Here is a 23,170-nt window from a genome sequence, read left to right as displayed (position 1 = left end):
GTGGCTTCAATCAATGGCGAGCAAGGTCCACTCCCACCACGGGTAGTGGTACTCACGGTCGGTGGCATCCCAGTGCTGGCCGCAGCAGGTGCAGGCCACCCGATGGCGGTCGCCCCAGCCATCCTCGGCCACGCCCTGTTCCAGCAGCCGCACATGGCTCTGCTCGATGAGCCGGCGTGGGTCGAAGAACAGGTAATCCGGATACAGCGCGCACAGGCAGCCTTTGCGCTCACGCCAATAACGCAGGCGGCGCAGTGCGGCTTGCAGGTGAACATCGTTGCTGACCAGCGCACCGCCAAGCTGCACGCCCTGGCAGGCCTGCTCGATCCGCTCGGTCTGCGGCGCCAGCGCATCCAGCGTCGTAGCGCTGAACAACCGCGCCAGGCTGCTGCTGGCGGCATGGATACGACTGGCATCGCGCGACAGCAGGTCCTGCAGCAGCACATCGGCCTGCGGGTCGGCCAGCCGCGGTGGCGGCGATGTGGACCAGGGCCAGCGCATCAACGGGGCCTGCCGATCGCGGCGTAGTGGCCGCCGGTCAGGTGCAGCAGGTCGGCCGGTGCCAGCTCCACTTCCAGGCCACGCCGTCCCGCGCTGACGTGCAGGGTGGGCAGTGCCTGCGCGCTGGCGTCGAGAAAACTGCGCAGGCGCTTCTTCTGCCCAAGCGGGCTGATGCCGCCGACCAGATAGCCGGTTGCGCGCTGCGCGGCATCGACGGCGGCCATCTCGCACTTCTTGCAGCCGGCCGCCTCGGCCAGTGCTTTCAGATCAAGCTGGCCGGCCACCGGCACGATGGCAACGAGCAGTTCGTGCGTTTCGGTGCTGGCCAGCAGGGTCTTGAATACCTGTGCCGGGTCCAGGCCCAGCTTTTCGACGGCTTCGCCGCCATAGGATTCGGCATGGGCATCGTGCACGTAGCTGTGCACGGTATGGGCGATCTTCTCGCGCTTGAGCAGGTTGATGGCCGGGGTCATGGGCATATCGTAGCGCCGCGCGCGGGCATTGCCTTGACCGAGGCTATTGCCGCGCCCTGCGATACTGCACGTCGGCTTTCCCTGGCTCCAGCATGCGCGCACCCGCTCACCTCCACGACCTGACCTTTGACACCGAAGTGGCAGCGGGCCCGTACCCACCGCAGGGTTTTCTGCCGATCGCCGAAGGCGCGTTGGGCAACGGCGATTGCTTCGGGCTGTACTGGCCATTGGGGCGCGAAGGCGCATTGCCGCTGGTCTGCGAGATGTTCCATGACGAGGGCAGGATGGTCTACAGCCATTCTTCGCTGGACGTGTTCGCGCACTGGTTGGGCATCAATCGTGCGCTGGACGAGGATGCGTGGGATGACGACGAGTGGGATCCGCGCGCGCATGATGTGGACGACGCAGACTCGCCTCTGCGGCTTGTCGAGTTGGCGCAGGGACATGTAGCAGCGGGCGAGCCCGCCGCTGCGATCCCACTGCTCGACGCCGCAACCGCGGCTTTTCCAGACCTGCAGAAGGGCTGGGCCATGCTCGCTGGCCAGCACATGCGGTTGCGCAATGCCGAGCTGGCGGTGCGCGCGGCGCGCTCGGCCGTGCTGGCCAACTGGGCCTTTGGCGTGCCCGAAGCAGGTGTGCTGCGCATCCTGAAATCGGCGCATGCTGGTGCGGATCCGGTGGTGGCGATGGCGCAGCAGATGGGCTTCGCCTTTGGCGGTGCCAGGAACAACCCGGACTATGCGTTGATGCAGGCCTGCATCGATCGGTGTTGGCGGATCGGCGATAGGGAGGCGGCACTACGGTTGTCGCAAAACCGCTGTTACGTGCTGGCCGCCGAGACGGTGTCATTCCAGGAGCGCGAGCGCTTTGATCTGCCCGCGTGGCAGCTTGCGTTCCGCGAACAGTGCCGCCTCGCCCTCGGCGACGACCGCCAGCGCATGCAGTAGAGCCACGCCGCGCGTGGATACCGAACCGGATGACAGGATCCACGCTGTGCGTGGATCCGATCCATCGCAGATCAGCGCGACAGCGGCTGCTGTGCCTGTGCCTGTTCCTGCGCCTGTCGTTGTGTCTGTTCGGCGTTCAACGCTTCGCTCTGGCGAGTGCTGGATGGCAGATCCTGGCTGACCGCCTGCGCAAGGTCGATGTAGGTGCGATGCGCTGCAGGATCGCCCAGCTGGCCCTGCACCGCGAATACACCCTGGCCGTCGGGGCGCGCCACCACGGTGTCCACCTGTGACATGCCGACAAGCTTGGACTCGTAGGCGACCTGTCCAGCGGCATTCTCCAGCTGGCCGCGGTCATGGAACAGCGGCGATAGTCCACCTTGGCTGCGCTGCTGTTCCAACGTTTCCAGCTTTTCCACGACCTGCTGGTAGCGCGGATTGTCGGCGTGCCCGGGCGTGGCCATGCTCGGTGCTGCTGATTCGGCCTGCTGATGCTGCTGGCTTGCCGCCTCCAGCGCACCCAAGGTGCCGCTGCCGGCTTTGCCGTCCACCGTCAGCTGATGATCGCGCTGGAACTGCTGGACCGCCTGCAGGGTGCCCGGGCCAAAGTGACCGTCGGCCACCAGCGGTGCACCGTCCTTGCCCGTGTAGCCGAGGTCGGCCAGCTTCTGCTGCATGGCCTGCACCTCATCGCCCTTTGCGCCGTTCACCAGCACGCCACTGCCAGCCGACGCACCGGGTGTGCTGGGCGAGCCGTGCGAGGGGGCATGGGTTGGGGTGATGCCCAGCTGGGTCATGGCCGTGTCGAAGCGTTGATCGCGGCTGGTCACGGCCGCAGGCGACTGGATGCCGAATTTGGTCGCATCGACGAAGGTCTGCACGTCGGCCCGGCTTGGTGGATCGCCGGCCTGGACGGTACCGCCCTGCAGCTTCTCCGCGTTGCCGGCCAGATAGCTGATGAACTGCGGGCCCATGCTGCCGAACTGGTTGTCATAGTCGGCCATGGCCAGCTGCAGTTCCGGGTTTGCCACGATGGCATCGGCGGCGGCCGGGTTGGTCGCACGCACCTTGGCGATGGCCTCGTCGACGCGCTCGATGGCGCTGTCCAGCTTGGCGTTGGTGAGCTTGTCGATGTTGGCCTGCGGAATGGCCTGCAGCTTGGCGTCGAGCGCGGCCAGCTGCTGTGTGCTCAGCCCCCCGTGCTGGGACAGCAGTTCGATGTCACCGTTGGTGAAGCCGTTGTCGCGCAGGAAGCGCCTGGCCTGGGGGTTGCCGCCGACGTCGAACTGCACCAGGCCGAACGAGTAGGCGCTGGTGCCCTCCTGGGCGTATGAGAAATGGTCCAGGTGGCGGGTGTTGCCGCCCAGTTCGGTGTTGAGGAACAGCGTGGACAGCTGTTCGCGGGTGAGAGTGGAATCCGTTGCCATGGTCATCGTCCTTCAATGAGGAAAAGGGAGCCGTGCCCGCCCGGCTGATGTCAGCCGGCGCAGTGCTGCTGGGTGAAGCCGAGCAGCTGGCGGGTGGCCTCGGTGCCGTAGGCAGCCGGTGCCGGTTCGATGGCGAACTGGCCGACCATCTGGTTGCTGCATAGCTGCACGTTGCGCTTGCCGGTGGCTGTTTCCAGGGTGCAGTTGGCCGCCAGCAGGGCGTTGTGGCCGGCGCCGATGTTGGTTGCCGCCGTGCAGCCCAGCAGGCTGCCTTTTTGGCCGTTTTCACCCAGCAGCGTGTTGAAGGTCGCCAGCTGGCTGTTGGGGTCGCGCAGCACCAGCATGTCCACGCACTGCTGCTGGCCGTCGGGCACTTCGCAGGCGTCCTGGTCGACCAGACCGTCGCGCGTGGCCGACAGTACCTTGAGGCGGTCGGCAGATACCTGTTGCAGGCAGTGCGCGTCGCTGCACAGGTCGCGCGTGTGCTGGATCCAGCGCTGCTGCTCGGCCTGCAGCTTGGCCTTGCCGGCGGCATCGAGGGTTTGGCTTGCGGCGGCTTCGGCCTTGGCCAGCTCGCCTTCCTGCTTCAACAGGGCGGGGTCGTTGCAGATCAGGGTCTGCACCGGCGATGCCGGATTGGCGCAGGCGGTGCTGCCGGCGGCCGCTGCCGGGGCGCTGGCCGCCTTGCCGTCGGTGTTGGCCTGTTCGGTGGCGGCTGCAGGCGTCGTGGCCTGGGCTTCACCGGAGGGCGGGGTGCAGGCGGCCAGCAGGGCCACCCAACACAGGGTCATGAGGGGCTTGATGGCCCGGGTCATACGTTCACTGCTGCGCTGCATGTCTATCCTTTGATGTCTGCGTCCTGGCGCATGGCCTGCGGGCGGCAGGCATGGGGCGAACCATGGAACGGGGGTGCCGTGGCGGCCGCGCGGCGGGCTGGGCATTGCAACATCCCGCGCCGGGCCGTTGGCGGGAACAGAGCGTAGCAAGCGACTGCTTAGGGCTCTGTGACAGGACGCGCGGAACGCGGCGGCGGGTGCCCGGATGCAGAACGGGCGCCCGAAGGCGCCCGTCCGTGTGCATCCGTTGCTGGGGTCAGAGCCCTTTCCTGCGGAAAGGAATCCGACCCCGCGCACGGCATCAGTAGCGGTAATGATCCGGCTTGAACGGACCTTCCACCGGCACGCCGATGTAGTCGGCCTGTTCCTGGCTCAGGGTGGTCAGCTTCACGCCGATCTTTTCCAGGTGCAGACGGGCCACTTCTTCGTCCAGCTTCTTCGGCAGCAGGTACACCTTGTTCTCGTAGGTGCCCTTGTTGGCCCACAGGTCGATCTGGGCCAGGGTCTGGTTGGCGAACGAGTTGGACATCACGAAGCTCGGGTGGCCGGTGGCGCAGCCGAGGTTGACCAGGCGGCCTTCGGCCAGCAGGAAGATCGCATTGCCGTTGGGGAAGATGTACTTGTCCACCTGCGGCTTGATGTTGACGTGCTTCACGCCCGGGAAGTCGACCAGCGCATCGACCTGGATCTCGTTGTCGAAGTGGCCGATGTTGCAGACGATGGCCTGGTCCTTCATCGCGCTCAGGTGCTCGATGCGGATGATGTCCTTGTTGCCGGTGGTGGTGACGTACAGGTCGGCACGGCCCAGGGTGGATTCGATGGTGTTGACCTCGAAGCCTTCCATCGCCGCCTGCAGGGCGCAGATCGGATCGATCTCGGTGACCACCACGCGCGCGCCGTAGGCACGCAGCGACGCGGCGCAGCCCTTGCCGACGTCACCGTAGCCGCAGACCACGGCGACCTTGCCGGCCAGCATCACGTCCATCGCGCGCTTGAGGCCATCGGCCAGCGACTCGCGGCAGCCGTACAGGTTGTCGAACTTGCTCTTGGTGACCGAGTCGTTGACGTTGATCGCCGGGATCAGCAGGGTGCCGGCCTGGGCCAGCTGGTACAGGCGGTGCACGCCGGTGGTGGTTTCTTCCGAAACGCCCTTCCAGTCCTTGACCACGCGGCCCCAGTAACCCGGGCGCTCCTTGGCCACGCGCTTGAGCAGGTTCTTGATGACCTGCTCTTCGTGCGAAGCGGCCTTTTCGTCGACCCAGGTGCTGCCGTTTTCCAGTTCGTAGCCCTTGTGGATCAGCAGGGTCACGTCACCGCCGTCGTCGACCACCAGCTCCGGGCCGGTCAGGGTGCCGTCGGGCAGGGTGAAGGTCAGCGCGTCCAGGGTGCAGTCCCAGTACTCTTCCAGCGACTCGCCCTTCCAGGCGAACACGGGGGTGCCGGTGGCGGCGATCGCCGCAGCGGCGTGGTCCTGGGTCGAGAAGATGTTGCACGAAGCCCAGCGCACGTCGGCGCCGATGTCCTTCAGGGTCTCGATCAGCACCGCGGTCTGGATGGTCATGTGCAGCGAGCCGGTCACGCGCACGCCCTTCAGCGGCAGCTCGGTCTGGTACTTGCGGCGGATGGACATCAGGCCCGGCATCTCGTGCTCGGCGATGTCCAGTTCCTTGCGGCCCCAGTCGGCCAGGGTGATGTCGCGGATCTTGTAATCGCCTTCGGTGGAGAAGGTCTTGGCAACAGCATTCATGCAGTAGCTCCGGTTGTGGGCGAGCGGATGCTCGCATCTGGCCGGGCGCCGTTGTTGCAAAGCCACCTGGCCGAGCCTGGCCGGTCTCAGGGATCCGGTCGCAGCGCCCCTCGGCAGGGGAGGATGCCCATTATATCGCGCCTCCGCTGTGACACGGCGATGACCCAACCATCGGCAGATGGGCGGAGGTGCATGGCCTGTTAAGGTCGAGGGCTTCACGCAGCGAACAGGTGGAACAATGATGAGCACGCACGCACGCCGCAACCGGCGCTTGACTGGCCTGGTCCTGTCGATGGCCCTGCTGGCGGTGGTCCCGCAGGCCTGGGCTGCCGCACCGCAGGCGGCCGCGGCGCAGGCGCAGGGCGTGGCCGGTTACGAGCTGCCCTCGGCCGCACTGCAGGCCGTGGTCGACGCGCCGCGGGCGCCGTCGCTGTTCCTGTCGCCGCGCCGGGATGTCGCCGCGTTGATGCAGATGCCGTCGCTGCCGTCGATCCAGGTGGTGGCGCAGCCGGAGCTGAAACTCGCGGGCCTGCGCATCAATCCGAAAACCTTCTCTGACAGCCGCTTCAGCTTCGGCCAGAAGCTGTGGTTGATGAATGTGGCTGACGGCAAGGAGCGGCAGATCAGCGGGTTGCCGGCCTCGCTGTCGATCGCCAGCCTGACGTGGTCGCCGGACCAGAAGTGGCTGGCCTTCAACCAGGTCGATGCCGCTACCGGGGCCAATGAGCTGTGGCTGGTGGACGTGGCTGGCGGCAGCGCCCGTCGCCTGGTCGCCGGCCTGAACACCGTTCTGGGCAGTGGCTACCAGTGGTTGCCGGACAGCCGAGGCCTGGTGGTGTTCACCCGCCCGGCCAACCTTGGCGCCGCCCCGGCTGCAGATGGCATCCCGACCGGCCCGGCCGTGCAGCAGACCAGCCAGGGCGGTGGCGTGGTGTCCATCCGCACCTACCAGGACCTGCTGAAGAACGAGGCCGACGCGCGCCAGTTCGATTACTACGCCACCACCCAACCGATGGAAGTGGGGCTGGACGGGCAGAGCCGTGCCATTGGTGCGGCCGGCATTTTCATGGGTTTTGCGGTGTCGCCCGACGGCCGCTTCGTGCTCAGCCAGCCGGTGCAGCGTCCGTACTCCTACGTGGTGCCGCTGAGCAGCTTCCCGCGCCGTATCGAAGTGCTCGACCGCAGCACCGGCAAGCTGGTGCATACCGTGGCCGTACGGCCGCTGGTGGAAGGCCTGCCGACCGGCAACGATGCCGAAGTGACCGGCGTGCGTGACATCAGCTGGCGTGGCGATGCCGATGCCACTCTGGTCTGGGCCGAAGCGCAGGATGGTGGCGACCCGAACAGGGAAGCCAAGGTGCGCGATGCGGTGTTCATGCAGGCCGCACCGTTCGACACGCCGCCGGTGACCCTGGCCCAGCTCGGCAGCCGCTATGCCGGCATCAGCTGGGGCCGCGGCGACCTTGCCCTGCTCAACGAATCGTGGTGGAAGACCCGCCGCAGCAAGACCTGGCTGATCGCACCGGACAACGCCAGCGCCGATGCCAGGCTGCTGTGGGATCGCGACGCGCAGGACCGCTACGCCGATCCGGGCCGCCCGCTGATGGCCAGTGATGACCGCGGCCGCTCGCTGCTGCAGACCACCGCTGATGGCGGCAGCCTGTACCTGGCCGGTGCCGGTGCATCGCCGGAAGGCGACCGTCCGTTCGTTGATCGCTTCGACGTGGCCAGCGGCAAGGCAACCCGCCTGTTCCATTCGCAGGCACCGACCTACGCCGCGCCGGTAACGCTGCTGGATGCGCAGGCCAGTTCGCTGCTGATCAGCCGCGAGAGCCCGGACGAGCCGACCAACTTCTACGTGCAGTCGCTGGCCGACACCAACGCCGCACCGCGTGCGCTGACCCATTTCGCCCATCCGCTGCCGCAGCTGAAGGGCGTGCAGAAGGAGCAGATCCGCTACAAGCGCAAGGACGGCGTGGACCTGACCGCGACCCTGCTGCTGCCGCCGGGCTATGACCCCAAGCGCGATGGTCCGCGGCCGCTGCTGATGTGGGCCTACCCGGGTGAGTTCAAGAGCGCGGCGGCCGCCAGCCAGGTGACCGATTCGCCGTACCGCTTCAACGCCATCAGCTACTGGGGCCCGCAGGCGTTCCTGGCCAAGGGCTATGTGGTGCTGGCCAGCCCGTCGATGCCGATCATCGGCGAAGGCGACAAGGAACCCAACGACACCTACATCGAACAGTTGGTGGCCAATGCGCAGGCCGCAGTGGACGAGGTGGTGCGGCGTGGCGTGACCGACCGCGAGCACATCGCCATCGGTGGCCACTCCTACGGTGCGTTCATGACCGCCAACCTGCTCGCGCACACCCGCCTGTTCAAGGCCGGTATCGCGCGCAGCGGCGCCTACAACCGCACGCTCACCCCGTTTGGTTTCCAGGCCGAAGAGCGCAACTACTGGCAGGCGCAGGACGTGTACCAGAAGATGGCGCCGTTCAATTACGCCGACAGGATCAAGGATCCGATCCTCTTCATCCACGGCGTGGACGACAACAACTCGGGCACCTTCCCGATGCAGAGCGAACGCATGTTTGCCGCAGTGAAGGGGCTGGGCGGCACCGCCCGCCTGGTGATGCTGCCGAACGAGTCGCATGCCTACCGCGCACGCGAATCGATCATGACGATGCTGGCCGAAAGCGAACGCTCCTCATGGACCTGCGCAACGTGAGGTTGCCGGCCAGCGGCCGGCACTACCAGATGAAACCATTTCTGCAGCGCAGCACGGCACGCGTTCTGGTTTAGGCTTGGGGTCTGGATCCGTTGACCGAGGCCTGTGCGTCGCCGATGAACGAGTACCGCAGCAGTATCGAATTCGCTTCCCCTGATCTTCCCTTGCGTGACGACGTGCGCCGTCTGGGTGCACTGGTCGGTGACCTGCTGGTCGAGCAGGTATCGGCCGCCTTTCTCGATGACGTCGAGGACGTGCGCACGCGTGCCATTGCCCGCCGCGAGAACCAGGCGCCGCTGTCAGAGCTGGCCGACGGCCTGGCTGGGCGTGAACCGCAGCAGGCCGAGACAATGGTGCGTGCGTTCAGTACCTACTTCCAGGTGGTCAACATCGCCGAGCGCGTGCATCGCATCCGTCGCCGCCGCGACTACCAGCGCGCCGTTGCCGCCGCGCCGCAACCCGATGGCCTGCAGGATGCCCTGCAGCACCTGAAGGCGCAGGGCGTCGGCCTGGATGAACTGGCACAGTGGCTGCCACGCATCGATATCGAGCCGGTGTTCACCGCGCACCCGACCGAGGCGGTGCGCCGCGCGCTGCTGGAGAAGGAACAGCTGATGGTGGCCAGCCTGGTCGACAACCTCGACGGCCAGCGCACGCCGGGTGAAGCAGCCGCAGATGCCGCGCGTTTCCGCATGGCGTTGACCGCCTCGTGGCAGACCACCGATTCCTCGCCGGTGCGCCCGACCGTGGACGACGAACGCGAGCACGTCGGCTTCTATCTGGTGCAGGTGCTGTACCGGGTGATCCCGGTGCTGTACGAATCGCTGCAACAGGCACTGCGCGATACCTATAGCGCGGAACTGCCGCTGCCGCGCCTGCTGCGTTTCGGCACGTGGGTGGGCGGCGACATGGACGGCAATCCCAATGTGGATGCGCACACCATCCGCAATACGCTGGATGCACAGCGCGTTGCCGTGCTGGGCCGCTACCAGAAGGAACTGCTGCAGCTGGCCAGCCTGCTCAGCCAATCCACCGAGCGGGTTGGGGTGAGCGATGCACTGCAGGCGCGCGTCGCGCATTACCAGCAGTTGCTGCCGCAGGTGCAGTCGCGGCCACGCCATGCCGACATGCCATATCGGTTGCTCAATGACCGCATGCGCGCACGCCTGCAGGCCACGCTGGATGATGCCGACGGCGCCTATGCCGGCCCGGACGAGCTGATCGACGACCTGCAGCTGATCCTCGACAGCCTGCGCGCGAACCGGGGCGAACATGCCGGCGGCTTCGCGGTGCAGCGCCTGTTGTGGCGGGTGAAGACCTTCGGTTTCCATCTGGCGCGGCTGGATGTGCGCCAGGAATCGAGCGTGCATGCGCGCGCGCTGGCGGCAGTGCTGGGGGGCGATGCGGCATGGGACGCATTGGATACAGCGGGTCGCGCACGCCTGCTGGCACCGCATGCCAGTGGTGAAACACCATTGCCTGTTGGCGATGATGAGGGCAACCAGCGCTTGGATGCAGTGTTCGCGGCCTTGGCCGATGCCCGTGCGCGGCATGGTGGCGACGCGCTGGGCAGCTACATCATCTCGATGGCGCACGACCGTGGCGATGTGCTGGCGGTGCTGGCCCTGGCGCGTCGTGGCGGCCTGGTCGATGACGCCGGCCACGTGCCGCTGGATATCGCGCCGCTGTTCGAAACCGTGGACGACCTCAAGCGCGGCACCGCGACGCTGCGCGATCTGCTGGCCGATCCGGTGTACCGCGCGCACCTGCGTGCACGCGAGGACGTGCAGATGGTGATGCTCGGCTATTCGGACAGCAGCAAGGATGGTGGCATTGCCGCATCACGCTGGGGCCTGCAGCGCGCGCAGGTGGAGCTGCTGGAAGTGGCTGCCGAAGCGGGCCTGCGCCTGACCTTCTTCCATGGCCGCGGTGGCTCGATCAGCCGCGGTGGTGGCAAGACCACGCACGCGGTCGATGCCTCGCCACGCGGCAGCATCGATGGCCGCCTGCGGGTGACCGAGCAGGGCGAGGTGATCCACCGCAAGTACGGCATCCGCGCGCTGGCATTGCGTTCGCTGGAGCAAGCCACCGGTGCGGTGCTGCGCGCCAGCCTGCGCCCGCGTGCCGCCGAACCGCGCGAGGATGATTGGCGGCCGGTGATGGACGTGGTCGCCGGTTCCAGCAGCGAGGTCTATCGGGCGTTCGTCGGCCAACCGCGTTTCATGGATTACTTCCGTACCGCCACGCCGATCGATGTGATTGAACGGATGACGCTGGGATCGCGGCCGTCGCGCCGGCTCGGCCAGGATGCGGCCTTGACCAACCTGCGCGCGATTCCGTGGGTGTTCGCCTGGAGCCAGGCGCGCGCGGTGATTCCGGGCTGGTATGGGGTCGGCAGCGGCCTGCAGGCGGCCGCCGACGCCGGCCATGAAGCCACGTTGCGTGAAATGGCGCGGGACTGGCCGTTCTTCCGCACGTTCCTGGATGACATCGCGATGGTGCTGTCCAAGGGGGATATCACCATCGCCGAACAGTTCTCGCGCCTGTCCGGCGAGCTGCACGATGCGTTCTTCCCGCAGGTCGAGCGCGAACTGGAGCTGACCCGGCACTGGCTGCTGGCGCTGATGGAGCAGCAGACCCTGCTGGACCACGACGCGCGGCTGGCGCTGTCGATCCGCCTGCGCAATCCCTATGTGGACCCGATCAGCGTGCTGCAGGTGGACCTGCTGCAGCGCTGGCGCGAAAGCGGGCGCGAGGACGACGACCTGCTGCGTGCGCTGGTGGCCTGCGTGAATGGTGTCTCGCAGGGCGTGCAGAACACGGGGTGATCCGCATCCGCCGGGCATGGCCCGGCGAATTCGCAATGGTAGTGCCGGCCGCTGGCCGGCAACCTCGCAGCAGGCAGGCTACTGCAGTTGCCGGCCAGCGGCCGGCACTACCGGTTTGCCAGGTGCCGAGCCCGGTCGGCGCGCTTTCATTCTTCCGGTGACGGCGGATTGGACGCCAGCAGTTCCAGATGCCGCTGCTCCATTTCCTGCCGAAGTTGGCGGCGGATCAGCGCCGCGGCCTGCCGGCGCTTTTCATCCGAACTGGCCGGCTGCAGCGATGGAACCGGCGTCGGCCGGCCGTCCTCGTCCACCGCCACCATGGTGAAGAAGCAGCTGTTGGCGTGGCGCACGCTGCGCTTGAGGATGTCCTCGGCCACCACCTTGACGCCGATTTCCATCGACGAGGTACCGGTGTAGTTCACCGAGGCAAGGAAGGTGACCAGTTCGCCCACCGCGATCGGCTGGCGGAACACTACCTGGTCCACCGACAGGGTGACCACGTAGCGGCCGGCATAGCGGCTGGCGCAGGCATAGGCGACCTGGTCGAGCAGGCGCAGGATCGCGCCACCGTGGACCTTGCCGGAGAAATTGGCCATTTCCGGCGACATCAGCACGGTCATGGACAGCTGGTGGGATTTGAGTTCGGTCGACATGGGGCGATTGTATCGGCAACCACCGGCACTACCATCTGCCGGCCAACGGCCGGCACCTTCATGATGTCCGCAAACCGATGCATGGTTGCCGGCCAGCGGCCGGCACTACCGAAAGCAGAAGGGCCGCTTGCGCGGCCCTTCGTGTTTCTTACTTCAGCTTCGCATCGGCGCGCAGGGCGGCGGCGCGATCGGTCTTCTCCCAGGAGAAGGCCGTGGCGTTGACGGTCTCGCCCTCGCCGTTGATGTAGCTGAACTCCTTCGGCTTGCGGCCGAAGTGGCCATAGGCCGCGGTCTGCTGGTACATCGGGTGGATCAGGTCCAGCATCTTGATGATGCCGTACGGGCGCAGGTCGAAGTGCTTGCGGATCAGCTTCTCGATCTTGTCGTCGCTGATCTTGCCGGTGCCGAAGGTGGTGACCGAGATCGAGGTCGGCTCAGCCACGCCGATGGCGTAGGAGACCTGCACTTCGCAACGGTCGGCCAGGCCGGCGGCAACCACGTTCTTGGCGACGTAGCGGGCAGCGTAGGCGGCCGAACGATCGACCTTGGACGGATCCTTGCCGGAGAACGCGCCACCACCGTGACGAGCCCAGCCGCCGTAGGTGTCGACGATGATCTTGCGGCCGGTCAGGCCGCAGTCGCCCACCGGGCCGCCGATCTCGAACTTGCCGGTCGGGTTGATGTGGAACTTGGTGCCCTTGTGCAGCCACTTGGCCGGCAGCACCGGCTTGATGATCTCTTCGCGGACGGCCTCGATGAGGTCCTTCTGCTTGATGCCCGGGGCGTGCTGGGTCGACAGGACCACCGCGTCGATGGCCGAAACCACGCCGTTTTCATAGCGCAGGGTGACCTGGCTCTTGGCGTCCGGACGCAGCCAGGACAGCGGCGAGTTGCGCTTCTTGCGGATCTTGGCCTGCTGCTCGACCAGGCGGTGCGACAGGTGGATCGCCGCCGGCATGTAGCTGTCGGTTTCGTTGGTGGCATAGCCGAACATCAGGCCCTGGTCGCCAGCGCCCATTTCTTCCGGCTTCTTGCGGTCAACGCCCTGGGCGATGTGCGGGGACTGCTTGCCGATCAGGTTCAGCACGCCGCAGGTGGCGCCGTCGAAGCCGACGTCGGAGCTGTCATAGCCGATGTCCACGATGACCTTGCGGGTCAGCGCTTCCAGGTCGATCCAGGCGCTGGTGGTGATTTCGCCGGCAACGATGGCAACGCCGGTCTTGACCATGGTCTCGCAGGCCACGCGGGCGCGCTGGTCCTGGGTCAGGATCGCGTCCAGCACCGCATCGGAGATCTGGTCGGCAACCTTGTCCGGATGGCCTTCAGAGACCGACTCGGAGGTGAAGAGGTAGCTGGACATCAGGCTTAATATCCTTTGATTCGGATGGAAAGATGGGCGCGAATGATACACGGGGTGCGCCGCCTGTGCATTGTGAACCTGTATGGGTTGCCAGTGGTTAAGGTGTTGTGCCCGGCAGAGCAGGCCTTGGCGGGCACTGTGGGGGCATCGTGCACAGGCAGTGTTCCACTGGCGTGACCATTGCCGCCCACCGCCGGGACCGGATGTGCCAGCACCTGCGCCGTCATCATTCTGCCGCCAAACCGCCATCTGGCTGCCGCCTGCCGGGAGCAGGCTCTCGGCCAACCCGGCCGCCGGGCAGGAGTGGACACGCCATGCAGGAACTCGAACAGCGTCTGCAGCAACGCTATCCCGACTGGTTCCATGGCCGTCGCGGCCAACTGGCCCGGCCCCTGCTGCGCAGCGTGGGACGCTGGTCGCGGCTGGACCGGATCGAGGCGTTCCTGCGCCGCAACGCCAACGTGCGCGGTTTCGACTTCGTCGCCGCCGGGCTGGAGTTCATCGAGGGTCGCTACCACGTGGACCCCGCCGCGCTGGCGCGGATCCCGGCCACCGGCCGCCTGCTGATCGTGGCCAACCACCCTTCCGGCGCGCTGGATGCGCTGGCGCTGCTGGATGCGGTCGGCCGCATCCGCCGAGACGTGCGGATCGTGGCCAACGATCTGCTGGGCGCGATCGGGCCGCTGCAGGACCTGCTGCTGCCGGTACGCATCCTCGGCGGCAAGGTCCAGCGCAGCAGCCTGCAGGCGGTGGAGCAGGCGCTGGCGGCCGAGCAGTGCGTGATCGTGTTCCCGGCCGGCGAGGTCTCGCGGCTGTCGCTGCTCGGCATCCGCGATGGCCGCTGGCAGCGGGGGTTTGTCCGCTTTGCCCGCGCCGCCGCCGCACCGGTACTGCCGGTGCGGGTGGAAGCGCGCAATTCGGCGCTGTTCTACGGCGCTTCGACCCTGTTCAAGCCGGCCGGTACGGCACTGCTGGCACGGGAGATGTTCGCCCGCCGCGGCCGGCCGCTGCGGCTGCGCATCGGCGAACCGATGCAGCTGGGGCAGGGTGATCCCGGCGCGCAGCTGCTGGCGGTGCGCCGCGCGGTATATGCGCTGGGGCGCAGCACAGCCATTGCCGAAGGCTGCCCGGCAGGGCCCGAGCCGCTTGCCGCGCCGGTGCCGCCTGCACAGGTCGCCGCTGCGATTGCCGCCGCCACCGTGCTGGGGCAGACCGCCGATGGCAAACAGATCCTGCTGGCCAGCTGCACGGCCGATTCGCCGCTGCTGCACGAGCTGGGGCGGCTGCGCGAACTGACTTTCCGCCAGGTGGGCGAGGGCACTGGGCGCAGTCGCGACCTGGATGACTTCGACCTGCACTACCAGCACATCGTGATCTGGGACGGCACCGCCCAGCGCATCGCCGGTGCCTACCGGATCATGCGGGGCGCGCAGGCGCTGGCGCGCCGGGGCCTGGCCGGGCTCTACAGCGCTTCGCTGTTCCGCTATTCCGACGACGCCATTCCCCGCATTGCCGAAGGCCTGGAATTGGGCCGCAGCTTCGTGGTGCCCGATTACTGGGGCAGCCGCAGCCTGGATTACCTGTGGCAGGGCATCGGCGCTTACCTGCAATGCCAGCCCGGCATCCGCTACCTGTTCGGTGCGGTGTCCATCAGCGCCGCGCTGCCACGCGATGCGCGGGAGCAGCTGGTGGCCTATTACCAGCGTTACTACGGCGCAGCCGATGGCCGCGTGCAGTCGAACCGGCCGTTCCAGTACTTCGCCGCGCCACCTTGCTTTGGTGAGATGGATGCGGCGGCTGCCTTCGACGTGCTCAAAGCCAATCTCGCCGCGCTCGGTACCGGTGTGCCCACCTTGTACCGGCAGTACACAGACCTGTGCGAACCCGGCGGTGCAAGGTTCCTGGCGTTTGGCGTCGATCCGGATTTCAGCGACTCGATCGACGGCCTGATCGAAGTCGACCTGCACGCGATCCGGCCACACAAGCGCAAACGCTATCTGCGCGATGCGGGGATGCCGGCATGAGCACGCTGGCGAACCTGGCACCGCATCGTCGCGCCGTGTTCGTCTCCGATGTTCATCTCGGGTCGCGGCATTGCCACGCCACCGAGCTGGCGCGTTTCCTCGGCACCCTGCGCTGCGAGCGCCTGTATCTGGTCGGCGACATCATCGACCTGTGGTGGATGGCACACCGACGCGCCAACTGGCGGCAGTCGCACAGCGAGGTCATCCTGGCCCTGCACGCGCTGCGACGCGCCGGTACCGAGATCATCTACATCCCCGGCAACCACGACGCCTCGCTGCGCCAGGTGTGCGGCCTGATGCTGCCGGCGATGCAGGTGCGCCGCCGTGCGATCCACACCACCGCCGATGGCCGCCGGCTGCTGGTGGCGCATGGCGACGACTATGACGGTGTCACCCACTTCGGTGGCCTGCAGGAGCGGTTTGGTGACTGGCTGTACTACCGCATCCTCACCGGCAACCATCTGTTGAATGCGGTGCGGCGCCGACTCGGGATGCGCTACTGGTCACTGTCCGAATTCCTGAAACGGCAGAGTGGTGCCGCTGAACGCTACATCGAGCGCTTCGTGCAGGCCGGCCTGGACGATGTTCGCCGGCGAGGCCTCGACGGCATCATCTGTGGGCACATCCACCGCGCCGCACTGATCGAACGCGACGGTCTGGTCTACGCCAATGACGGCGACTGGGTGGAGAGCCTGACCGCGTTGGCCGAGGACCACGACGGCGCCATGCGGCTGCTGGACCACAACGGGCGGACGTTGGTGGAGCTGCCGGGAGCACGGTTGTCGCAGGCAGCGTGATTCACAGCTGCAGGGACAGGCCCACGCGCGGCTGCGGCCGCACTGGCAGCTGACTGACGCGCCGCCGGGCAGGAAACCGCCGCTGCACGGAGATCGCCAAGCCGCTAGCATCGGCCGATGGACTCATTGACCCAGATCGTTCTTGGCGGCGCCGTCGCTGCCGCCATCGCCCCGCCTGGACACCGCCGTGCCGCCCTGCTGGCCGGTGCCGCGCTCGGTACCCTGCCGGACCTGGATGCCCTCTGGCTGGGCTTTGCCGCCGCCGACCCGGTGGCGAACATGACCGACCATCGCAGCTTCAGCCATTCGCTGCTGGTGCTGCCGTGGGTGGCCGCGCTGATCTGGTGGCTGTTCAAGCGCTTCGGCAACGGCCGGGTGGCGCAATCACCGCTGCGCTGGTTCTGGGCGATCCAGCTGGCGCTGGTCACCCCTCCGGTGCTGGATGCGTTCACTGTCTACGGCACGCAGCTGTGGTGGCCGTTGCAGCCACATCCCGCGATGGGTTCGAGTGTCTTCATCATCGATCCCGGCTACACGGTGTGGCTGCTGCTGGGCTGCGTGCTGGCGTGGTTCGGCCGCGCGCGACCGTGGGTGGGCAAGGTGCTCTGCGTTTCGTTGCTGCTCAGCAGTGCGTACCTGGGCTGGGGGCTGATCGCCAAGGCACAGGTCGACCGCGCCGCGCAGCAGAGCCTGGCCGCGATGGGCCTGGGCGACGCGCCGCGGTTCTCGGTGCCGATGCCGTTCAATACCCTGTTGTGGCGGGTCGTGGCGATGACCCCGAATGGCTACGTGGTCGCTGACCGTTCGCTGGTGGCCGACCACGGGCCGATGCGTTTCGAGGGGCATCCGTCCAACGTGCAGGCCTTGCGCGAAGCGGCGGGAATTCCGGCAGTACGGCGCCTGCAGTGGTTCAACCGTGGCTTCATGCGCGCACAGGTGGTGCAGGGCAGGCTGGTGCTGAGCGACCTGCGCATGGGGCTGGAGCCGGACTACACCTTCAATTTCGCGGTGGCCCAGCAGGTTGATGGCCAGTGGCGCGCGATCGTGCCCGAGCAGTTGCGGGTGGACTACAGCAGCCCGGCCGCGCGTGCCGATGCCGGCCGCCGGTTGTCGGCGATGTGGCAGCGCATCTGGCACGAACCGGCGGTGGCGGACGGCGCCGCCGCGCACCCGTAGATCCACGCCACGGCCCATCAGCACAGTAGATCCACGCCATGCGTGGATGGCGTGTACCGCGGCCGCTCAATACACCGTTGCGCGGCCCTGCACGAACGAATAGAAGAACACCGCGTTCGGATCGTTCTGCACCAGCCGGAACTCGCGGCGCATGCCCTCCACCGTCTCTTCGTCCACCGTGCCGGCCTGCAGCAGCTGGTCGGCCGCCGACAGCAGCAGCTGTTCCCAGAAAGCGATCATCGTCTTGCGACGTGCCGGTTCGCGGTTGTCCAGATGGATGGTCTTGATCTCGGTGTGCACATCGCGGAAGCCACCGGCCAGCAGCAGGTTACCCAGCTTGGCGCCGACGAACGGATCACCGCCGTGGTCGTACTGGAAATCGTTGAAGGCCATCCAGTAGCGCCAGATGTGCGGCGAATACGGATCAAGCAGGAACGAAGCATTCATCACCTCGGTGATGTAGACCGGCGAGCCCGGGGCCAGCACGCGGCGTACTTCACTCAGCACGCGCGCCGGCGACGGCACGTGTTCCAGCACCCAGCACAGGAACGCCGCATCGAAGCTGCGCGCCTCGAAAGGCAGTTCGCCGGCATCGGCCTGCTGCAGGGTGTAGCGGTCGTTGCACCACGGCGTGCGCGCCAGGTTTTCGCGCGCGGTTTCCAGCTGGGCCTCGCTCAGGTCCACGCCGGTCACGTGCAGCTCGGGGAAGCGGCGCAGCAGGATCTCGGTCTGCGCGCCCACGCCACTGCCGACTTCCAGCAGGCGCTTTGCGCCGCTGTAATCGATCTGGCCGAAGATGCTCGTTTCCAGCAGGCGCGCCTGGGTCATCAGCCGTTGCTGCTCCGTGCCGGAGAACCCATGCAGGTAGGTCGGGGAAGAAATCGGCGGGGTCATGGGGGCGGGCTCAGGCAGCGGAAGACATCGCCGGTTCCCCGGCAATCAGGCGGTCGAAATAGTCGGTGGTCAGCGCGATCTGGCTGGCCGGATCTTCGGCGCGGTTGACCACCGCGCGGAACGCGGCATTCTCCGGCCGATCCTTGGCGTACCAGCCCAGGTGCTTGCGCGCGATGCGCACGCCCTGCGGTTCGCCGTAGAAATCGTGCAGCGCGTGCAGATGGCCGAGCAGGATGTCGCGCACTTCGGCCAGCGACGGCGGCGGCAGCTTCTCGCCGGTGGCCAGGTAATGCGCCACTTCGCGGAAGATCCACGGCCGGCCCTGTGCGGAGCGGCCGATCATCACCGCATCCACGCCGGTCTGCTGCAGGACGAAGGCGGCCTTCTGCGGCGAATCGATATCGCCGTTGGCGATCACCGGGATGCGCAGCGCGGCCTTGATCTCGCCGATCGTGGCGTACTCGGCCTGGCCGGTGTAATGCTGGTCGCGGGTACGGCCGTGCACCGCCAGCGCAGCGATGCCACTGTCTTCGGCGATGCGCGCGATGAGCGGGCCGTTGCGATGGTCGCAGTCCCAGCCGGTGCGGATCTTCAGCGTCACCGGCACGTCCACCGCGTTCACCACTGCTTCCAGGATGCGCGCGACCAGCTGCTCGTCGCGCATCAGCGCTGACCCCGCCCAGGCGTTGCACACCTTCTTGGCCGGGCAGCCCATGTTGATGTCGATGATCTGCGCGCCATGGTCGACGTTGTAACGCGCGGCCTCGGCCAGCTGCTGCGGCTCGGTGCCGGCGATCTGCACGCTGATCGGCGCCGGTTCACCGGCATGGTCCATGCGGTGGATGGACTTGCGCGTGTTCCAGAATCGCGGGTCGCTGATGGTCATTTCCGTGGCGGCCAGGCCCGCGCCCAGCCGTTTGCACAGCAGGCGGAAGGGTTTGTCGGTAACGCCGGCCATGGGCGCAAGCACGACGTTGGGGGCAATGGAGTACGGGCCGATCTGCATGTGCCCATTGTAGGGCGCGGCAGGCGCCCCGGCTGGGTTTGCGGCTCGCCGGTTCAGGCCGATCCTGACCGACCTCATGCCGGACGGGCATCAGCAGATGCTTGATGGTCGCTTCCGTCGCCCCCACGGGCCGGTCATGGTGGGCGGCTGGGCGGGCCGGCAAGGCGCATCCACGCATGGCGTGGATCTACTGTGCCCCGGTAGATCCACGCCATGCGTGGATGGGGCCTTGCCCATGAACGTGAAAAGGCCCGGGCATCTGCATGCCCGGGCCCGATCATCATCCCCACGGGGATGTCGCGTTACTTCACTTCGGCATCGGCCGGGGTGAAGCGCGGCATCGCCGCCGCTGCGCCTTCCTTCTCGGTCGAGCGACCGGCGAACTGGTTGGCGAAGCGCACGTGGCGGGCGAACGGAGCGTCCGGCACCTGTGCCATCGAGGCCACCAGCGCACCGTTGAAGGCATCGCCGGCACCGGTGGTGTCGATCGCCTGCACCTGTTCGGCACCCACGCGGTAGTACGGCTGGGTGTCGCCACGCAGGTGCTCGTCGGCATGCGACACGAACACGCCCACCGAACCCAGGGTCACCACCACCGTGCCGTTGCCGACCAGCTTGCGGCACAGCGCGTGCAGGCTGGCACCGTCCAGCGCGGCGACGTCATTGGCATCCACGCGCTCGCCGACATGACGGCCGAGCAGGGCGGCGAACTCGGTTTCGTTCGGGGTGATCACATCGGCCAGCTTCAGCAGGCCGATGCTCGACGGGGCGTCGGCCGGGGCGGCGTTGAGAACGGTGGTGACACCGGCCTCACGGGCTACGGCCAGGGCCGCTTCGATGGTCTGCACCGGCGATTCCAGCTGCACCAGCACCACTTTGGCGCCGGTCAGCAGGGCCTGCTGTTGCTGTACGAAGTCGGTGCTCAGCGCCGCGTTGGCACCCGGACCGATGACGATGGTGTTGCGGCCACGGGCATCGACGTAGATGCCGGCGGTGCCGGTCGGCTCGCTGCTGGCTTCGGCGATCAGCGCGAAACCATCCTGCGCGGCCAGGTCACGGGCGGTGGCACCACCGGCGTCGTCGCCCAGTGCACACAGGAAGCTGGTGTCAGCGCCGGCACGGCAGGCGGCAACGGCCTGGTTGAAGCCCTTGCCACCGGGACCGGTGCTGTAGCGGCCGGCAATGGTCGCACCCGGTGCCGGCAGCGACTCGCACCGCCACACGTGATCGACATTGAAGGAACCGACGACAACGACACTGCTGCTCATAGGGAATCTGTTCTCGAAACTAGGGTTCAGCTGAAATGCGTCAGCACGCCGGCGATGGTAGCCGTCATGAAGGTGGCGATGGTACCGCCCAGCACCGCGCGCAGGCCGAACTTGGCCAGATCGTGGCGACGTTCCGGTGCCAACCCGCCGATGCCGCCAATCTGGATCGCGATCGAACTGAAATTGGCGAAGCCACACAGCGCGTAGGTGGCGATCAGGCGACCTTCGTCGGACAGGCTCATGCCCGGCACCTGGCCATTCACGATCTTCGACAGTTCGGTGTAGGCGACGAACTCGTTGATCACGACCTTCTGGCCGATCAGCGAACCGACGGTGGTGGCGTCGGCCCACGGGGTGCCGATCACCCAGGCGATCGGGGCCAGCACGTAGCCGAAGATGGTCGACAGGTCGGTCGGCTTGCCGATCGCAGCCGCCAGGCCGGTCACTTCACCGATCCAGGTCAGCGGCGCATTGAGCAGGGCGATCAGGGCGATGAAGGCCAGCAGCATCGCACCGATGTTCAGGGCCAGCTTCAGGCCGTCACCGGCGCCGGCGGCGGCGGCGTCGATGATGTTGCTGGAGGTCTTCTCCACTTCCATCTTGACCGTGCCGCGGGTCAGCGGGGTGCCGGTTTCCGGAATCAGCAGCTTGGCCACGACCAGGGTGGCCGGTGCCGCCATGATGCTGGCCGCCAGCAGGTGCTTGGCGTAGAACGCCTGCTGCACCGGATCGCCGCCGCCCAGCATGCCCACGTACGCGGCAAGCACGCCGCCGGCGATGTGGGCCATGCCGCCGATCATCATCGTCAGCAGTTCGGACTGGGTCATCCTGGCGATGTACGGACGCACCGTCAGCGGCGCCTCGGTCTGGCCGATGAACACGCTGGCGCAGACGCTGGTGGTTTCCGCACCGGACACGCGCATCACCTTGGTGATCGACCAGGCCATCACCCGCACGATCGCCTGCATGACGTTGAGGTGGTACATGACCCCCATCAGCGCCGAGAAGAAGATGATCGTCGGCAGCACCTGGAAGGCGAAGATGAAACCGTAGTTCTTGACGTCCATCAACGAGCCGAAGATGAACTTCGAACCTTCGTTGACGAAGCTCAGCACCTTCACGAAGCCCTGGCCCAGCGCATCGAACACGTCGCGCCCGCCCGGTACCAGGATCACCAGTGCCGCAAAGGCGATCTGCAGGGTGATGCCGGTGGCGACCAGCTTCCAGTCCACCGCGCGCTTGTTGTTGGAAAACAGCCAGGTGATGCCGATCAGCACCGCCAAACCGAACAGGCCGAAGCCGATCCTGCCCAAACCTTCGACCATCTGAGTGACTCCCCTGGGGCGTCGCGAAAAACGGGAAGCCTAGTGCAGGGCAGGGGCCGGAGCAAGGAAAAGCCGTCTGCGCGCGGCCATCGGCTCCGATCAGGCCAGCAACAGCAAGGGGTTGCGCCTGCCGGGACAGGTAGAATGGTGGCTTGATCCCGGCCCGTATGCGGGCCCGCAGCAGGAGAATCGCATGCTCTACCGTCGCCTTGGCTCCACCGGCCTGCCGATGTCCGCCCTGTCCTTCGGCGCCTGGGTGACCTTCGGCGACCAGGTGCCGCGCGACGAGGCGCGCAACCTGGTGGCGGCGGCCTGGGACCATGGCATCAACTTCTTCGACAACGCCGAGGGCTATGCCAACGGCCGCGCCGAGCAGGTGATGGGTGATGTGATGGCCGACCTGCGCCTGCCGCGCGATGGCTTCTGTGTGTCCAGCAAGGTGTTCTTCGGCAGTGCCAAGGATCCCCGGCCCACCCAGCGCGGCCTGTCGCGCAAGCATGTGACCGACGCCTGCCACGCCGCGCTCAAGCGCCTGCGGGTGGACTACCTGGACCTTTATTACTGTCATCGTCCGGATCCGGACGCGCCGATCGCTGAGACGGTGCATGCCATGGACACCCTGGTCCGGCAGGGCAAGGTGCTGTACTGGGGCACGTCGGAATGGTCGGCCAACCAGATCCAGGAGGCGGTGGACATCGCCGCGCGCCACAACCTGCAGGCGCCGTCGATGGAGCAGCCGCAGTACAACCTTCTGCACCGTCAGCGCGTGGAAGTGGAGTACGCGCCGCTGTATGCCACCGCCGGACTGGGCACCACGATCTTCTCGCCGCTGGCCTCGGGCCTGCTGAGCGGCAAGTACGACGACGGCGTGCCGGCCGATGCGCGCCTGGGGCGCGAAGGCATGGGCTGGCTGCAGGACCTGGTGCTGGGCGACAACGCCGATGAGCGTTTGGCCCGGGTGCGCCGCTTCAGTGCGGTGGCCCGCGAGCTGGGTCACGCCCCGGCCAGCCTGGCCATCGCCTGGTGCCTGCGCAATCCCAACGTCTCCAGCGTGATCCTCGGCGCCAGCCGGGTCAGCCAGCTGCTGCAGAACCTGCAGGCGCTGGACGTGCTGGCGCAGGTGGACGACGCCGGCTGGGCGCAGGTGGAAGCCGTATTCGCCTGAGGAACGGGGACAGGTGGC

At 67.1% G+C, this 23,170-nt stretch carries 18 protein-coding genes and 1 riboswitch; of the genes, 7 read left to right on the top strand and 11 right to left on the bottom strand.

The window, feature by feature from the left end; genetic code table 11:
- Positions 1–6 precede the first annotated feature (6 nt).
- Together AC1DCU_RS19095 and ybaK are read right to left on the bottom strand one after the other, a co-directional pair.
- Positions 7–501: a hypothetical protein gene (locus AC1DCU_RS19095; RefSeq protein ID WP_282280495.1), complete on the bottom strand. Its 495-nt coding sequence runs from the start codon at positions 499–501 to the stop codon at positions 7–9.
- Positions 501–974, bottom strand: a complete 474-nt coding sequence (gene ybaK / locus AC1DCU_RS19090) for a Cys-tRNA(Pro) deacylase (protein WP_025876549.1) — start codon at positions 972–974, stop codon at positions 501–503. Before ybaK ends, AC1DCU_RS19095 begins: the two co-directional genes overlap by 1 nt.
- Before the next feature lie 92 nt (positions 975–1,066).
- On the opposite strand from ybaK, the gene AC1DCU_RS19085 reads away from it, so the two are divergent.
- Complete coding sequence (locus AC1DCU_RS19085; RefSeq protein WP_312962713.1) at positions 1,067–1,921, top strand: hypothetical protein; 855 nt, start codon at positions 1,067–1,069, stop codon at positions 1,919–1,921.
- Between the two features lie 71 nt (positions 1,922–1,992).
- Here AC1DCU_RS19085 and AC1DCU_RS19080 read toward each other — a convergent pair whose 3' ends face one another.
- The 3 genes from AC1DCU_RS19080 to ahcY all read right to left on the bottom strand — a co-directional run bounded on the left by AC1DCU_RS19080 (position 1,993) and on the right by ahcY (position 5,931).
- Positions 1,993–3,348 carry a peptidoglycan-binding protein gene (locus AC1DCU_RS19080; RefSeq protein WP_312962715.1) on the bottom strand — a complete coding sequence of 452 codons (1,356 nt, stop codon included), beginning with the start codon at positions 3,346–3,348 and terminating at the stop codon, positions 1,993–1,995.
- Between the two features lie 50 nt (positions 3,349–3,398).
- Entirely contained in the window at positions 3,399–4,139 is a 741-nt protein-coding gene (locus tag AC1DCU_RS19075) for a lysozyme inhibitor LprI family protein (protein ID WP_238492693.1), read from the bottom strand.
- A 346-nt stretch (positions 4,140–4,485) separates the two neighbouring features.
- Positions 4,486–5,931 carry an adenosylhomocysteinase gene (gene ahcY / locus AC1DCU_RS19070; protein WP_032974920.1) on the bottom strand — a complete coding sequence of 482 codons (1,446 nt, stop codon included), beginning with the start codon at positions 5,929–5,931 and terminating at the stop codon, positions 4,486–4,488.
- Positions 5,932–5,967: 36 nt separating this feature from the next.
- A riboswitch (S-adenosyl-L-homocysteine riboswitch) is annotated at positions 5,968–6,049 on the bottom strand.
- A 123-nt stretch (positions 6,050–6,172) separates the two neighbouring features.
- Here ahcY and AC1DCU_RS19065 point away from each other — a divergent pair.
- Positions 6,173–8,656, top strand: coding sequence for a S9 family peptidase (locus tag AC1DCU_RS19065; RefSeq protein WP_478014255.1), 2,484 nt, complete (start codon positions 6,173–6,175; stop codon positions 8,654–8,656).
- 116 nt (positions 8,657–8,772) lie between these two features.
- Positions 8,773–11,484 (top strand): phosphoenolpyruvate carboxylase, encoded by a 2,712-nt coding sequence (gene ppc, locus AC1DCU_RS19060; protein WP_442252413.1) that lies wholly within the window; start codon positions 8,773–8,775, stop codon positions 11,482–11,484.
- A gap of 146 nt (positions 11,485–11,630) precedes the next feature.
- Here ppc and AC1DCU_RS19055 read toward each other — a convergent pair whose 3' ends face one another.
- Both AC1DCU_RS19055 and metK read right to left on the bottom strand, forming a co-directional pair.
- Complete coding sequence (locus AC1DCU_RS19055) at positions 11,631–12,137, bottom strand: acyl-CoA thioesterase (protein ID WP_025876535.1); 507 nt, start codon at positions 12,135–12,137, stop codon at positions 11,631–11,633.
- 148 nt (positions 12,138–12,285) lie between these two features.
- Positions 12,286–13,497, bottom strand: a complete 1,212-nt coding sequence (gene metK / locus AC1DCU_RS19050) for a methionine adenosyltransferase (RefSeq protein WP_025876533.1) — start codon at positions 13,495–13,497, stop codon at positions 12,286–12,288.
- A gap of 314 nt (positions 13,498–13,811) precedes the next feature.
- Between metK and olsF the strand changes: the two genes are divergently transcribed.
- The 3 genes from olsF to AC1DCU_RS19035 all read left to right on the top strand — a co-directional run bounded on the left by olsF (position 13,812) and on the right by AC1DCU_RS19035 (position 17,494).
- A complete protein-coding gene (gene olsF / locus AC1DCU_RS19045) occupies positions 13,812–15,521 on the top strand; it encodes a bifunctional ornithine lipid synthase OlsF (protein ID WP_032974921.1) in 1,710 nt (569 codons plus the stop codon).
- Entirely contained in the window at positions 15,518–16,318 is an 801-nt protein-coding gene (locus AC1DCU_RS19040) for a UDP-2,3-diacylglucosamine diphosphatase (protein ID WP_025877846.1), read from the top strand. The genes olsF and AC1DCU_RS19040 overlap by 4 nt, the downstream gene beginning before the upstream one ends.
- Before the next feature lie 117 nt (positions 16,319–16,435).
- The gene (locus AC1DCU_RS19035) at positions 16,436–17,494 is read left to right on the top strand and encodes a metal-dependent hydrolase (RefSeq protein ID WP_442252094.1); all 1,059 of its coding nucleotides are present in this window, start codon (positions 16,436–16,438) and stop codon (positions 17,492–17,494) included.
- A 66-nt stretch (positions 17,495–17,560) separates the two neighbouring features.
- On the opposite strand, the gene AC1DCU_RS19030 is transcribed toward AC1DCU_RS19035, so the two are convergent.
- The 4 genes from AC1DCU_RS19030 to AC1DCU_RS19015 all read right to left on the bottom strand — a co-directional run bounded on the left by AC1DCU_RS19030 (position 17,561) and on the right by AC1DCU_RS19015 (position 21,987).
- Positions 17,561–18,388, bottom strand: a complete 828-nt coding sequence (locus AC1DCU_RS19030; protein WP_032974924.1) for a class I SAM-dependent methyltransferase — start codon at positions 18,386–18,388, stop codon at positions 17,561–17,563.
- 10 nt (positions 18,389–18,398) lie between these two features.
- Positions 18,399–19,394, bottom strand: a complete 996-nt coding sequence (gene dusB / locus AC1DCU_RS19025; RefSeq protein ID WP_442252093.1) for a tRNA dihydrouridine synthase DusB — start codon at positions 19,392–19,394, stop codon at positions 18,399–18,401.
- Positions 19,395–19,696: 302 nt separating this feature from the next.
- The gene (locus AC1DCU_RS19020; protein ID WP_025877854.1) at positions 19,697–20,662 is read right to left on the bottom strand and encodes a ribokinase; all 966 of its coding nucleotides are present in this window, start codon (positions 20,660–20,662) and stop codon (positions 19,697–19,699) included.
- 26 nt (positions 20,663–20,688) lie between these two features.
- Positions 20,689–21,987, bottom strand: a complete 1,299-nt coding sequence (locus AC1DCU_RS19015) for a NupC/NupG family nucleoside CNT transporter (RefSeq protein ID WP_032974926.1) — start codon at positions 21,985–21,987, stop codon at positions 20,689–20,691.
- Positions 21,988–22,180: 193 nt separating this feature from the next.
- On the opposite strand from AC1DCU_RS19015, the gene AC1DCU_RS19010 reads away from it, so the two are divergent.
- Positions 22,181–23,152, top strand: a complete 972-nt coding sequence (locus AC1DCU_RS19010; RefSeq protein WP_025877856.1) for an aldo/keto reductase — start codon at positions 22,181–22,183, stop codon at positions 23,150–23,152.
- The last annotated feature ends 18 nt before the right edge of the window (positions 23,153–23,170 follow it).

The sequence above is a fragment of the Stenotrophomonas sp. 10L48 genome, assembly GCF_056395105.1.
The sequence above is the reverse complement of the archived record's forward strand: the minus strand, read 5'-3'. Positions and strand labels throughout refer to the sequence as shown.